At 70.2% G+C, this 13,463-nt stretch carries 10 protein-coding genes; 3 read left to right on the top strand and 7 right to left on the bottom strand.

What is annotated here, in order from left to right:
* Positions 1–9: 9 nt before the first annotated feature.
* Both AOM06_RS11145 and AOM06_RS14790 read right to left on the bottom strand, forming a co-directional pair.
* Positions 10–621, bottom strand: coding sequence for a TetR/AcrR family transcriptional regulator (locus tag AOM06_RS11145; protein WP_082105515.1), 612 nt, complete (start codon positions 619–621; stop codon positions 10–12).
* Positions 622–783: 162 nt separating this feature from the next.
* The gene (locus AOM06_RS14790; RefSeq protein WP_169747762.1) at positions 784–1,557 is read right to left on the bottom strand and encodes a hypothetical protein; all 774 of its coding nucleotides are present in this window, start codon (positions 1,555–1,557) and stop codon (positions 784–786) included.
* A gap of 160 nt (positions 1,558–1,717) precedes the next feature.
* Here AOM06_RS14790 and AOM06_RS11135 point away from each other — a divergent pair, with 160 nt between their 5' ends.
* Positions 1,718–4,714, top strand: a complete 2,997-nt coding sequence (locus AOM06_RS11135; protein WP_062305915.1) for a sigma-70 family RNA polymerase sigma factor — start codon at positions 1,718–1,720, stop codon at positions 4,712–4,714.
* Positions 4,715–4,720: 6 nt separating this feature from the next.
* Here AOM06_RS11135 and AOM06_RS11130 read toward each other — a convergent pair whose 3' ends face one another.
* The 5 genes from AOM06_RS11130 to upp all read right to left on the bottom strand — a co-directional run bounded on the left by AOM06_RS11130 (position 4,721) and on the right by upp (position 11,814).
* Positions 4,721–5,329 carry a DJ-1/PfpI family protein gene (locus AOM06_RS11130; protein WP_062305913.1) on the bottom strand — a complete coding sequence of 203 codons (609 nt, stop codon included), beginning with the start codon at positions 5,327–5,329 and terminating at the stop codon, positions 4,721–4,723.
* A gap of 58 nt (positions 5,330–5,387) precedes the next feature.
* Positions 5,388–6,653 carry a multidrug effflux MFS transporter gene (locus AOM06_RS11125; protein WP_228372936.1) on the bottom strand — a complete coding sequence of 422 codons (1,266 nt, stop codon included), beginning with the start codon at positions 6,651–6,653 and terminating at the stop codon, positions 5,388–5,390.
* A gap of 147 nt (positions 6,654–6,800) precedes the next feature.
* Positions 6,801–7,790, bottom strand: coding sequence for a ribonucleotide-diphosphate reductase subunit beta (locus AOM06_RS11120; protein ID WP_062305911.1), 990 nt, complete (start codon positions 7,788–7,790; stop codon positions 6,801–6,803).
* A 28-nt stretch (positions 7,791–7,818) separates the two neighbouring features.
* Positions 7,819–10,716: a ribonucleoside-diphosphate reductase subunit alpha gene (locus AOM06_RS11115; RefSeq protein ID WP_439644741.1), complete on the bottom strand. Its 2,898-nt coding sequence runs from the start codon at positions 10,714–10,716 to the stop codon at positions 7,819–7,821.
* A gap of 456 nt (positions 10,717–11,172) precedes the next feature.
* Positions 11,173–11,814 (bottom strand): uracil phosphoribosyltransferase, encoded by a 642-nt coding sequence (gene upp / locus AOM06_RS11110; protein ID WP_062305909.1) that lies wholly within the window; start codon positions 11,812–11,814, stop codon positions 11,173–11,175.
* Between the two features lie 84 nt (positions 11,815–11,898).
* On the opposite strand from upp, the gene AOM06_RS11105 reads away from it, so the two are divergent.
* Both AOM06_RS11105 and AOM06_RS11100 read left to right on the top strand, forming a co-directional pair.
* A complete protein-coding gene (locus AOM06_RS11105; protein ID WP_228372935.1) occupies positions 11,899–12,354 on the top strand; it encodes a nucleoside deaminase in 456 nt (151 codons plus the stop codon).
* The gene (locus AOM06_RS11100) at positions 12,355–13,452 is read left to right on the top strand and encodes an FUSC family protein (RefSeq protein WP_062305906.1); all 1,098 of its coding nucleotides are present in this window, start codon (positions 12,355–12,357) and stop codon (positions 13,450–13,452) included. It abuts the gene before it with no gap.
* Positions 13,453–13,463 lie beyond the last annotated feature (11 nt).

Genomic DNA, 13,463 nt, shown 5'->3' with positions numbered 1-13,463 from the left:
GCTCGCCCGTCAGCGCGAGGCGGCGACCTTCGCTGCCGCGATCTGCGCGTCGATGAGCGCGCCGAGGTCGGAGGCCTCGTAGCGCGCGATCTCGGGCGTCGCATAGGACACCCGGAGCAGCTCGATGGCCACGTGGCCGTGGACGCACGACCACATCGCCATCGCGGTCTGGTGCCACGCCGCGGGGTCGCCGTCGGCGCTCTCGAGCACCGAGGCGACGCGCGAACGGTGCGCGTAGAAGACGTCCCACATGCGCTCACGGGTGGCGTCCGACGGGTCGTAGCCCGCGATCCCCGGAGCGAACATCGTCTGGAACTGGGTCGGGTTCTCGAGCGCCCACGCGCGGTACGCCTCGGCGACCGCGACGAGGCCCTCGCGACCGGCCTCGGCGTGCTCCCACGCCTGGGCGGCGTGCGCGTCGAGGGCGTCGAAGCCCGAGTCGACGATCGCATCGATGAGGCCGGACTTGCCGGAGAAGTGGGTGTAGACGCCCATGGTCGAGCAGCCTGCCGCCTTCGCGACAGCGCGCACCGTCAGCGCGCTCGCGCCACTCTCCGCCACGATACTGAGAGCGCTCTCAAGGAGCCTCGTACGGAGATCCGGAACAGAACTTTCGACCATGCGTAAATGATAAGTGAACGCGGTAGTTTCCGGGACCCCTCACAGCCCTGAAACTGCCCCGATCCCGCCGTGTGTGGGAGATGCCACAAACGCTTACCTCCGGGCCCTGCATCACATGGGGCCGGCACCGCCCTCAGCTCGGTGCCGACCCCATGCCGCCCCTCAGCGGTGCAGGGAGTCCAACAGGTCCACGGCGTAGTCGTGGGAGTCCGGCAACGACTCGATCCAGACGCGCGGGGGCTGCCTCATGAGGTTGCCCACGCGCATCTGCGTCGCACGCCGGGAGATCCGGTCGCGAAGGTCCGCGACGCCACGGCCCATGTCGGGCCCGCGCTCGACGAGCACGGCGTACAGGCCGTCGGCCAGGCGCGCCATCGGGTGACCCTTGCCGTACGCGTCGCGCAGCGACTGGCCGATGGCGGCGTTGCGCGCCATGCGCTGCCACGGATCGGTGTGAGCGGCGGCCACGTCGACCAGCACGAGCGCGTACGCGGAGCTCACGAGGCTTCCGGCGCGCTCGGAGGTGCCGTAGAGCTCCTCGAGCCGCGCGACAAGGTACTCCTGGGTGCCGAGCCCGGACTCCGGGTCGTTCATCGAGGGGCCGATGCGCTGCGCGGCGTCGCCCTCGGTCCAGCCCTCGCACAGCGAACGGATCGAACGGATCGGCGCGGCCTCGTAGCCGGCGGCGCGGAACAGCACCGCCATGTCGTCGATCGCCTCGGTGATGCCCACGCCGGACTCGGCACGGGCGAAGCCGAGCCGGTACGCGGCGGGCGCGGTGTCGAGCCGGCTGTCGAGCGCCTCCGCGAGCGCCTCAGCGGCAGGGGTGAACCAGTCGCCCGGCCGGCGCCACACGGAGCCGATGCTCGCGGCCTCCCAGCGGCGCAGCAGCGCGAAGGCCGGTGCTGCGCTGGGGATGTTCACCTCGCTCGTCATGCCCGATGAGAGGGACGGGCTACGCCGTTATGACGCGACTTCTCGAAGATCTTTTCCGACAAATGCGATAAGCAGGTGTGACATACGCCTCACGAGCCTTGTCCGAACCACCACCTACCGGAAGAATGCGGATACCCACCCGGCTAGGGGAGAGCACGGCATGTCGCAGGAGGCGCTGTCGCTCTGGACGGAGACATCCAGCGATCCAGAGCTGATCGCCGGGGTTCGCGCAGGCGACCCGGCGGCCTTTGGCGTGCTCTACGAGCGTCACGCGGACGCCGCCCGCAAGGTCGCGGCGCAGTACACGAACAGCGCCGCCGATGCCGAGGACGTGGTCTCCGAGGCCTTCTCCCGCATCCTTCGCGCGCTGCAGCAGGGCGACGGCCCCGACCTGGCCTTCCGCGCCTACCTCTTCACCATCGTGCGCCGCACCGGTCTCGACCTCATCGAGAAGGGCAACCGCGCCCGACCGCGCGACGACATGTCGCCGTTCGAGTCGGCGATCGGCTACGAGGCCGGCTCGGACGAGCCCGCGCTCGAGACCTTCGAGCAGTCCATGGTCGCGGACGCCTTCCGCTCGCTCCCCGAGCGGTGGCGCGCCGTGCTCTGGTACACCGAGGTCGAGAAGAAGAGCCCGCGCGAGATCGCTCCCCTGCTCGGCCTCTCCGCCAACGGCGTCGCCGCGCTCGCCTACCGGGCGCGCGAGGCGCTGCGCCAGGCCTACCTGCAGCAGCACCTGGGCGCAGCCGACACCGTGGACTGCCTCGAGGCGAACGCGCAGCTGGGCTCGTATGTGCGCGGCGGCCTGAGCAAGCGCGAGCACACCCGCGTGGACGATCACGTCCGCCGCTGCGACAAGTGCTCCGCGCTGGTCGCGGAGCTCGAGGACGTCAACCGCGGCCTGCGCGGCATCATCGCTCCCCTCTTCCTGGGCGTCCTGGGCGCCAAGGCCCTCGAGGGCGGCCTGCCCGTGGGCGGCGCTCTCGGCGAGGCGGGTGCCGCGGCATCGGGCGCCGGCGCCTCCGGAGGCGCGGGCGCGGCGGGCACCGCCGCCGGCGGCACCGCGGGCACCTCCGGCACCATCGCCACGGCCACGGGGCTCGCGGCGGTCGCCAACGGCATCGCCGCGGTCGCGCTGCCCGCGGCCGCGACGCTCGGCGTGGTCTCGCTGGTGATGACCGGCGCGAGCGTGCTCGGGATCATCGGCGAGTCGAACCCCGACGCGCCGGCGGCCGAGCCCGTGCCGACCGTCGATGCCACGACGCCGGGCGACGATGAGCCCACCACCGCGCCCTCGACCGTCCCGTCCGACGATGCCACCGAGGCACCCGCGGACGATGCGCCGGCGGACGACGCGGCCGAGACCCCCGAGCCCGGCACGGACGGCTCGGTCCTCGGCGTCGGCGTCATCGCGCCCGGAACGCAGTCCGCCGGAGCGACCCGCACCGGCGACGGCGCCGGCGACGACGCCTCCCCCACCGCCGACGACGGCGCCACGGACCAGGGCGGATCCTCCACGGGCGGCGACACGTCGACCGGTGGTTCGACTGGCGGGTCCACGGGTGGCTCGACCGACGGTGGGACCGACGGTGGGACCGATGGCGGGACCGATGGCGGGACCGACGGTGGGACCGATGGCGGGACTGACGGCGGGACTGACGGTGGGACCGATGGCGGGACTGACGGTGGGACCGATGGCGGGACTGACGGCGGGACCGATGGCGGCGATGGCGGCACCGACGGGGGAACCGTCCAGACGTCGCTGAGCTTCGAGACCTCGGCGCTCAACTACATGAGCGTCTCGCGCACGGCGCCGTTCGTCTCCATGGCGCTCCGCAACGGCGGCCCCGACGACGCTGACGAGATCACGGCGAGCATCGTCCTCCCCGACGGCCTCACCTTCGCCGCCGCCCCGGCGGGCGCGGGTGCCACGGCGCGCGTGACCGCCGCGGCGATCGACGACTACCTCGCGTACGCGGAGACCTCCACCATCACCGCCGGCGACTGGGTCTGCGAGATCGTGGACGAGGCCTCCACGGCGGAGTGCACGCTCGACACGCTCGACGCGGGCCTGTCGACCGACCTGAGCCTGCGGCTCGCGTCGCCGGGCCAGGACGCGATGCTGAGCGACGACGCGCGCACCAGCTTCACCGCCGCCTCGGGCGACGACTCGGTGACCTACAGCGTGCGCACCGGGCTCACCTCGTCTCTCACGACGCTGACCGACGAGCACGCGACGAGCGGCCAGGTGAAGGCCTCCGTGTTCGGCGCGCCGCTCCTGGGCTGCGACCTCGAGGACCGCGACTGCGACCGGACCATGAGCTTCAACGGCTCGGACGCGAACGGCAAGTACGACAACGACGGTCAGACGATGCGTCCGCTCAACATCGCGGGCGGCGAGGCCAGCTCGTCCGAGTCCATCGTGATGCCCGACGACGCGGAAGGCGCGAGCATCGTCTCCGCGACCCTGACGTGGTCGGCCAACCGCAGCCTGCTCGACACGTGGGACGGCTCGCTGTCCTCGGCCCGGCTCAAGACCCCCGGGGGCGAGTACCAGGACGTGACGGCCGACTCGGTCGAGTCGAGCTGGGACGGATTCGACCTCAACTACGTCGCGACCGCGGACATCACCGACCAGGTCGCGGCGGGCGGCTTCGGCGCCTACGCGGTCGCGGACATCGCGCTGCCCGCGCAGTTCCGCGCGCTGGCGCCCAACTACTACGCGGGCTTCGCCATCACCGTGGTCTACGAGCGTGCGGACTACCCCGAGGCGACGGTCGTGACGCTCGACGGCACCGAGTGGATGTTCGGGACCACCACGGAGCTCCCCTTCGCCACCGACGGGCAGGCCACGGTCGACGTCTCGATGATCGCCTTCGAGGGCGACCGCGGCAAGCATGACAACCGCGTCTCGGTCGACGGCGACACGCTCAACCCGTGGGGCTGGAACGGCAAGCACGCGGTAGGCGGCAACTCGGGCAACGCGGTGGACTCCACGGCGTTCGGCTCACCCTTCGCCAACTCGCTCGGCGTGGACGCCAAGCCGTTCAAGACCAAGACCGTGGGCGCCGGCGTCCACCGCGTCCAGCTCTACAGCGGGTACTCGGACCTGTTCATGCTCAACCGCCTGGTCCTCACGATCACCCCCACCGACTGACCGACGTCAGCGAGCGGGATCCGGGCTCCAGTCCAGGTCGAGCTGCCGCGCGGTGCGCCGCGCGAGATCCACGGATGCGACGCGCGCCACCAGGTGCAGCGCGAGGTGGATCCCCGAGGTCAGGCCACCGCTCGTCAGCACCCGACCCTCGTCGACCCAGCGCACGCCCCCGACCACGGAGCCGACCTCGCCGCATGAGGCCAGGTCGGGCAGGTCCTCCCAGTGGGTGGTCGCGCGGGCGCCGTCGAGCAGGTGGGCGCGTGCCAGCAGGAACGCGCCCGTGCAGACCGACGCGGTCATGTCGGTCTCCGGCGCGAGGCGCTCGATCGTCGCGATGAGGCCCGTGTCGCCGAGCGCGCAGGCGACGTCGATGGTGCCCGGCACCAGCAGGATGTCGCACGCCTCGATCATGTCCGAGTCCGCCAGCCGCGTCAGGGTCATGCCTCCGTACGCGGAGACGTCGCCGCCGCCCGGCGTCGCGAGCATGACCTCGAACTGCGGCGCGTCGCCGTCGCGCTCCTGCAGCCGCGAGGCGGTGAGGAGCACCTCGTAGGGCCCACCGGCATCGATGAGGTCGAAGCCGTCGAACAGGAGGATGACTGCGAGCGTCGCCATGACCTCACCGTAGCGAGCGCGCCGGCGCCGCGCCGCGTTCGGCGGCGCGACTCGCGGGTCAGGCGATGACGGTGGTCTGGATGCGCGGCCGGACCACGGTCCAGAAGATCGCGATCGCGACCACGAGGCTCCCGATCATGACCGCGCCCATGCTGATCACCGACACGCCCAGGACTCCGACCAGCGGCGAGACCGCGCCCGCGATGCCGGCGTTGAGCGCGCCGAGCAGCGACGCCGCGGTGCCGGCCTCCTCGCCGTGGCTGTTAAGCGCCGTGATCTGCACCGCGGGGCCGATGATGCCCAGCGACGAGACGACGAAGAACAGCGGGACCAGCAGGCCGACCAGGCCCAGGCCCATGAGGTTGCCGGCGACGATCAGCACGGCACCCGTGAGCATGATCGCGAGACCCCAGGTGATCACCGAGCGGGGCGGGAAGACGCGCATGAGGCGTGCGGAGGTCTGGTTCGCGATGATGAGGCCGACGGAGTTCGTGGCGAACACGAGGCCGTACTCCTGGGCGCTCATGCCGAACTGGTCCTGGAGCACGAACGAGGAGGCGGACAGGTAGCAGAACAGCGCCGCGAACGTGAGGGCGCCGACCATGGAGATGCCGACGAACGCACGGTCGTTCAGCAGGTGTGCGTAGCGCGTGCGGGTCGCCGACAACGAGGCCTTGCCGCGTCGCTCGGCCGGCATCGTCTCCTTGATGACCCCGCTCACCACCAGCGCCACGGCGGTGCCGTACAGCGCGAGCACCACGAACAGGCCGCGCCAGTCCATGAAGGACAGCAGCTGCGAGCCGATCACCGGAGCGATGACGGGCGCGAGGCCCACCACGAGCGCCATGCGGGCCAGCATGCGGATGAGCGCCTGACCGGCGAACAGGTCGCGGACCATCGCGTTGGCGACCACGCCGCCGCCGGCCGCGCCGATGCCCTGGAGCACACGGCCCGCCATGACCCACTCGACGCTGGGCGCGAACACCACGAACGCGGAGGCCGCGATGTGAATCGTCGTCGCGATGACCAGCGGCTTCTTGCGTCCGAGAGCGTCGCTCAGCGGACCGACCACCAGCTGACCGAGCGCGAAGCCGATGGTGGTGGCGGTGAGCGTGAGCTGGATGGCCGCGTCCGAGGCGGCGAGGTCTGCGGCCACCGCGGGGAACGCCGGCAGGTACATGTCGATGGTGAACGGGCCGAGCGCGATGAGCGCGCCGAGCACCACCACGTAGAGGAGCTTCTGGCGTCGCGGCATCGCGAGGCCGGGGCTGGCGACGATGCGGGGGGCGAACTGGTCGGCGGCGTTCTGGACGGCGGCGCTCACGGGCGTGACCTGATTTCTCGAGAAAGGGGGCGCGGCGAAAGGGGTGGGGGTGCGGGGGACGCACACCAAGACGCCCGTCGCAGAGGATCGCTCTGCTCCGGGCGTCTTGTGGGGTGCCGCCAGTCTAAGCGGCTGTTTGACAGGTGTCTACGGCTGCTTGGTCGCCTGGGCGTTGACCTCGTACGACGTGTTCGTGGCCTCGAAGAAGTTCACCAGCTGAAGGGTGTCGTTCGCCGTGGCCATCCACTTGGCGGGATTCGACACATTGTAATGCGCATCGAAGCCCAGCTCCTCCAGCCTGCGGTCCGCGAGGTACTTGACGTACTGGTTCACGTAGTCGGCGTTGAGGCCCAGGATGCCGGTCGGCAGGAGGTCGCGGTTGTACTGCTCCTCCATCGCGACCGCGCCGAGGATCATCTGGCGGATCTCCTCCGCGAAGTCGGGGTCCTGGAGGTCCTCGTTCTCCTCGAGCACCGTGAGGATGAGGTTGATGCCGAACTGCAGGTGCAGCGACTCGTCGCGGATGATCCAGTCCATGAGCGAGCCGAAGTTCCGCAGCAGGTTCCGCTGGCGGAAGGACAGGGCGACCATGAAGCCCGAGTAGAACCAGATGCCCTCGAGGATGATGTTGTACGCCACGAGGTTGCGGATGAAGTCCCTCTTGCCCTCCGTGGTGGTGATGTCGAGCGTCTCCTCGGTCATCCTCCGGATGAAGCGGACCTCGAACTCCTCCTTGGCCGCCATCGACGGCACCGTGACGTGGGACTCGTAGGCCGCCTCGCGGTCGATCGGGAACGTCTCGAGGACGTACTCGAACGACATGCAGTGGTTGGCCTCCTCCCACATCTGCTTCGCGAGGTACAGGTGCGCCTCGGGTGCGTTGATGTAGGGGTACACGCCGAAGGCGAGCGCCTTGTTGACCAGCAGCTCGTTGGGGTTGAAGTACGACATCAGATAGGTGATGGCGTGCTTCTCCTCCTCCGTCATGCGCTTGAAGTCCGCGAGGTCCTCGCCCAGCTGGATCTCGTTGGGGAACCAGGTGTTCGCGACCGCCTGGTTGTAGAGCTCCATCGCCCACGGGTAGGTGATCGGCTTGAGCAGCAGCCCGTCCTGCACGCCGGTTCCGAGGATTCCCATCACTTGTCTCCTGTCTTGACGTACGCGATCACTGGCACGACTCGCACTGGAGGCGCTCCATCGGGTCCACGGGGCACGCGACGCCGCCCACCATCTCCGTGTCCCCCGATCCCGTGGACTCGACCATCTCGAGCTGGCGGGCCCCCTCGGGCATCTGGACGCCCTCGGGAAGCGAGGTGGGCGGGACCTCGGGCTGATCGGCCGGCGAGGTGGCGAAGGCCTGAGCGGCGATCGAGGACAGCACCGACGCGGGAGCCAGGGACGGACCCGGGTGCGCGGTCGGCGCGACCGTCTCGATCGGCGCGGTGGCCGCCGCCGGCTCGGCAGCCTTGACCGCGCCGAAGCCGCGAGCCGCGGGGCGCTGGACCGCTGCGGCCTCGGGCACCGGGGACGATGCGGGTGCCGCGGGCGCCGTGCCCGGTGCCGGCGAGGCGGGCGGCTGGGCGGCCGTCGCATCGTCCGCGGGCACCGCGGCCGCCTTGGCCGCCCCGAAGCCCTTGCGTGCGGCGCCGAAGCCCTTGCGCGCGGGCCCCGTCGAGCCGCCGGCGGAGGGCCGGCCCGCGGCGTTGCCGGTGCTGTTGATCTTCTCGGTCTTGTTGACGCGCACCGTCGACTGCTCGGCGGTGTGGCGCGGCTTCATGTGGAGGTAGTACGTGGTCTTCACGCCCTTCTCCCACGCCGCCGCGTAGAGGTTCATCATCCCCTCGACGTCGCGGTCCTCGAGGTAGATGTTGCGGCTGATGGCCTGGTCGATCCACTTCTGGGCGCGCGCCGCGACCTCGATGAACGCCTGCGGCGGCAGCTGGAACGACGTCTTGTAGACGTCCTTGAGGTGCTGCGGGACCTCGTCGATCTGCGACAGGTCGCCTTGGACCTCGAGCAGGCGGTCGCGCACGGACTCCCACAGTCCGAGCTCCTGGAGGTCCTTGACCAGGTTCCGGTTGACCTCGAGGAACTTCCCGGAGCTGGTGGCGCGCGAGAAGATCTGCGAGAACTGCGGGTCGAATCCGGGCGTGACGCCGGCGACGAGGCCGATCGAGGCGGTGGGAGCGACGGCCATGAGCGTCGCGTTGCGGATGCCGCCCGCAACCTTCTCGCGCATCGCGGCCCAGTCCTGACGCATCGTCCGGTCGACCGTGATGGGGACGCCGCGGTCCGCCTCGGTCTCCGCGATGGTGTCGAAGGGGACCTTGCCCTGCGACCAGCCGGAGCCCTCGAAGTTCGCGTACGAGCCGCGCTCGCGTGCGAGGTCCGCGGAGGCGTCGATCGCGTGGAAGGACACGAACTCGACGATCTCGTCGATCAGCGCGTACGCCTCCTCGGACTCGTACGCGAGCCCGAGGCGCTCCGTGATGTCGGTGTAGCCCATCACGCCGAGCCCGATCGCACGGTTCTCGCTGTTCGCATGCTCGGACTCGGGCACGGAAGACAGCGTGATGTCCACCAGGTTGTCGAGCTGGCGGACCGCGAGCCGCACCGAGTCCTTCATGCGGTCCCAGTCGATCTTGCCGTCGACCAGGTGCTCCGGCAGGTTGATCGACGCGAGGTTGCAGACGGCGATGTTCTCGCGGTCCTGCGGCAGGCAGATCTCCGTGCAGAGGTTGGAGAGGTGGATGGTGCCCGTGTTGGTGTTGAGGGCACGCAGGTTGATGGTGTCCTTCCACGTGAGCCACGGGTGGGCGGTGGTCTGCAGCATCACCAGGATCGACTTGTACTGCTCGCGCGCCTTCATCTTCTTGAAGGTGCGCATGCGGCCCGCCTCCGCGAGCGCGATGTACTCGGCGTAGCGCGCGGAGAAGGCCGAGCCCACCAGCTCCACCAGGTCAGGGGTCTCGGCGGGGTCGAACAGGTACCAGTCGCCGTCGGTGGCGACGCGCTTCATGAACTCGTCGGAGATCCACACGGCGGTGTTGGCCGTGCGCGTCCGACGGTACGGGTCGCCCGAGTTCTGACGGAGATCGAGGAACTGGTGGAAATCGAGGTGCCAGTTCTCCATGTAGAACGCCAGCGCGCCGAACTTCTTGCCGCCGCGCGACACGGCGCGCAGCGTCGAGTCGATGGTGTGCATGAACGGGATCGGGCCGGTCGACGTGGTGTTGTTCGAGCGGATCGGGGAGCCCTCGGCACGCAGCTTCGTCACCGACAGCCCGATGCCGCCCGTGCCCTTGGTCAGCCACATGACGTCGCGCACCGACTTCGCGATGTGCTCGATGTCGTCCTCCATCTGCATGACGAAGCAGTTCGACAGCTGCGGGTAGGACGTGCCCGCGTTGACGAGCGTCGAACCGGCGGGCAGGTACTCAAGCGTGGAGATCTTGTCGTAGAAGAGGAGCGCCGCGCCGGTCGGGTCGGCCTCGTTGAGCGACAGGCCCATCGCGACGCGCATCCAGAAGTACTGCGGGACCTCGAGCGCCTTCCCGTGGCGGTCGGTGATCATGTACCGGTTGCGCATGGTCACGGTGCCGATGTACCGGAGGTTGTCGTCGCGCGTGTGGTCCAGCCGCGCCGCGAGCGCGTCGAGGTCGAACAGCTCGGTGAGCCGCGTGTCGAGCAGGCCGTCCTCGACCGCGTCGCGGATGTAGCCCGGGAAGCGCGCCTGGTGCAGGAGCGACAGCTCGAGCTCGGTGTCGTAGCCGCCGAGCACCCTCTTGTAGATCACCTTGCGCAGCAGCCTCGCAGCGACGATGTCGAACTGAGGGTCGTCCTTGACGTTCTGGACCGCCACACCGATCGCGGCCTCGTCGAGCTGCTCCGTGGTGATGCCGTCGAAGAGCGTGATCGCGAGCTCGGACGCGATCTGCGTGGTCATCGAGATCTGATCGGGAAGGCCGTGCGCCGCGCGTTCGATCGCCTTGTTGATGCGGTCCGCGTTGTAGGGCTCGCGCGTGCCGTCGCGCTTGGTCACATGGATGCCCGGGCGCGCCACGGCGACGCCCTCGGTGGTCGCGCCGGCGGTGTTCTCGGTGATCGTCACGATGCTCTCCTCGCGGGTGCCCTGCGTGACCCTCCCCAGGCCGCGCAGCATGGTGGTGACTTGGCGCTCGGATGGCGGCGGATTCCGGGGTGGTCCACCCGCGTCGTCAGCACGAGGCGCTATCCGAACCTAACCCGAACACCATCCGTGTGCAACAAGATATGGGGGCCTTTTTGAAGCCCAGCCCCTAGATGTTGTGGTCTTGTGGAGTTCTCTGTGCAAAGCCTGTGGACACCTCGGCGTGTCATGTGGACGGTACCGCCTTCCCTGTGAAGACTGCCCCACCGCATCCGGGCGCCACCAGAACAGTGTCGCGCGGGGGTCTGACAACGACTCCCGTCCATCACCGACAAACGGAAGCGCCGCATCGTCCGGCGGGACGATGCGGCGCGAGCGGAGCGCGGGACGCTACAGGTCGACGATGCCGTACAGGCGGTCGCCCGCATCGCCGAGGCCCGGGACGATGTAGCCGACCTCGTTGAGCTTCTCGTCGACCTGCGCGACCACCACGGAGACGTCGGCACGGTCGCCCACCTTCTCCTGCACGTGCTGGATGCCCTCGGGCGCCGCGAGCAGGCACACGCACGTCACGTCGGTCGCGCCGCGCTCGAGCACGTACTCGATCGCCATGACGAGCGAGCCGCCGGTCGCGAGCATCGGGTCGATGAGGAACACCTGACGGCCCGTCAGATCGTCGGGAAGGCGGTTCGCGTACGTGATCGCCTCGAGCGTCTCCTCGTCGCGCTTGAGGCCCAGGAAGCCCACCTCGGCGCTCGGGATGAGCCGCGTCATGCCGTCGAGCATGCCCAGGCCCGCGCGCAGGATGGGGACGATGATCGGGGCCGGGTCGGCGATCTTGGTGCCGGTGGTCGCGGTGAGCGGCGTCTCGACCTCGCACTCCTCGACACGCACGTCGCGCGTCGCCTCGTAGGCGAGGAGCGTCACCAGCTCGTCCACCAGGAGGCGGAACGTCGGCGACTTGGTGTTCTTGTCGCGCAGGACGGTGACCTTGTGACGGATGAGCGGGTGGTCCGCGACGTGCAGCTGCATGGTCCGAGACTATCGTCTCGAGCCGCGCGTTTCCCGGGTCGCTGCTCCCAGGGCGTCGGGACGATGCGCCGGTAGCCTGGCCACGTGAGAGGACGCTGGGACCAGGCGATGGACATCGCGCTCGCCGAGGCCCGCGCCGCCGGCGAGGCGGGCGACGTCCCGGTGGGCGCCGTGGTGCTCTCCCCCGAGGGCGAGGTCATCGGCGCCGGGCGCAACCTCCGCGAGGTCGAGGGCGACCCCTCCGCCCACGCCGAGGTGGTCGCGATCCGCGCCGCCGCATCGTCCCTGGGCACCTGGCGCCTCGACGGCTGCACGCTCGTCGTCACCCTGGAGCCGTGCCTCATGTGCGCGGGAGCGATCCTTCAGGCGCGCATCCCGCGGCTCGTGCTGGGCGCGTGGGACGTGAAGGCCGGCGCCACGGGCTCCCAGTGGGACGTGGTGCGCGATGCGCGGATCGGCTCCAAGGTCGAGGTCGTGTCGGGCGTGCGCGCCGAGGAGTCGGCCGCGCTGCTCGCGGAGTTCTTCGAGGCGAAGCGCTAGATGTCCGAGGAGCCCCGCAAGCGGGACGTGTGGCGCCACGGCATGAGGCGCGCGGTGGTGAGCCTCGGCACCATGGTGCCCGCGAAGGAGCCGCGCTGGCCCATCGCGCTGCAGGCGGCCGTGGTGCTCACGGTGCCCGTGCTGGTGGGAATCGCCTTCGGCCGCGTGGACCTGGGCCTCATCGCCGCCACGGGCGCCTTCACCGTGCCGTACTTCGCGGCCCTGCCACGGCTCGAGCGGCTGAGGCTGCGGCCCATCGCCGGCCTGGGGCTGGTGCTGACGAGCGTGCTGGGCGCGACCCTCGCCCCCTACCCGCTGCTGTCCGCGCTGGGCCTGATCGCGGTCGCGGTGCTCGTCGCGATCTCGGTGCACGGCTACCGGCTGGGCGCACCCGGGCCGCTGTTCCCGATCCTCGTGTACGGCATGTCGGGCCATGCCGTGAACGGCGGGGTGCCGCCGCTCGTGCTGGTCGCGACGGTCACGGCGGGCTGCGCCTGGGCCGTGGTCGCGAGCATCGCGCCTCTGGTGAGGCGGGTGCACTGGCAGGTCACACCCCGACCGCTCTCGGTGCTGCTCGCGCGCCCCGAGTGGGACCGCGGCGCCAAGGAGCTCGTGTGGCGCACCGTCATCGTCGCGGTGCTCGGCACGGCGCTGTCGCTCCTGTTCGTCGACCCCGACCGCGCGTACTGGACCGTCGCGGCCGGCGTGGTCGTCATCGGCGTGGTGCCCGGGCGAGGGCCGGCGGTCACGCGGGGCCTGCATCGTGCCGTCGGCACCGTGCTGGGCGTGGGTGTCTACCTCGCGATCGCGTACTCCGGGATGCCTGCGGTGGTGCTCGCGCTGACGCTGGGCGCGCTGCAGTTCATGACCGAGCTGGCGATCACGCGGCACTACGCGATCGCGGTCACGGCGGTCACGCCGATGGCGCTCGTGATCGTCACCGCGAGCGCCGGGGAGCTCGGCGACCTCTCCGTCACGGGCGAACGGATCCTCGATACGGCACTTGGTGCAAGCCTCGCGGTGGCAACCGCCCTGCTACACCCGCCAGCACCGCCGGATCCGGCCGGCCGCATGGCCCCACCGCATCGGCCCGATTAGGTTTTTCAGTT

Source organism: Demequina subtropica, assembly GCF_000971235.1.
Classification (GTDB): Bacteria; Actinomycetota; Actinomycetes; order Actinomycetales; family Demequinaceae; genus Demequina; species Demequina subtropica.
This window is presented reverse-complemented; position numbering and strand designations above follow the sequence as displayed.

What these genes read in the sequence shown, in the direction of transcription:
- AOM06_RS11145 (WP_082105515.1), bottom strand. Translation starts at nt 621, where the DNA reads ATGGTCGAAAGTTCTGTTCCGGATCTCCGTACGAGGCTCCTTGAGAGC.
- AOM06_RS14790 (WP_169747762.1), bottom strand. Translation starts at nt 1,557, where the DNA reads ATGACGAGCGAGGTGAACATCCCCAGCGCAGCACCGGCCTTCGCGCTG.
- AOM06_RS11135 (WP_062305915.1), top strand. Translation starts at nt 1,718, where the DNA reads ATGTCGCAGGAGGCGCTGTCGCTCTGGACGGAGACATCCAGCGATCCA.
- AOM06_RS11130 (WP_062305913.1), bottom strand. Translation starts at nt 5,329, where the DNA reads ATGGCGACGCTCGCAGTCATCCTCCTGTTCGACGGCTTCGACCTCATC.
- AOM06_RS11120 (WP_062305911.1), bottom strand. Translation starts at nt 7,790, where the DNA reads ATGGGAATCCTCGGAACCGGCGTGCAGGACGGGCTGCTGCTCAAGCCG.
- upp (WP_062305909.1), bottom strand. Translation starts at nt 11,814, where the DNA reads ATGCAGCTGCACGTCGCGGACCACCCGCTCATCCGTCACAAGGTCACC.
- AOM06_RS11100 (WP_062305906.1), top strand. Translation starts at nt 12,355, where the DNA reads ATGTCCGAGGAGCCCCGCAAGCGGGACGTGTGGCGCCACGGCATGAGG.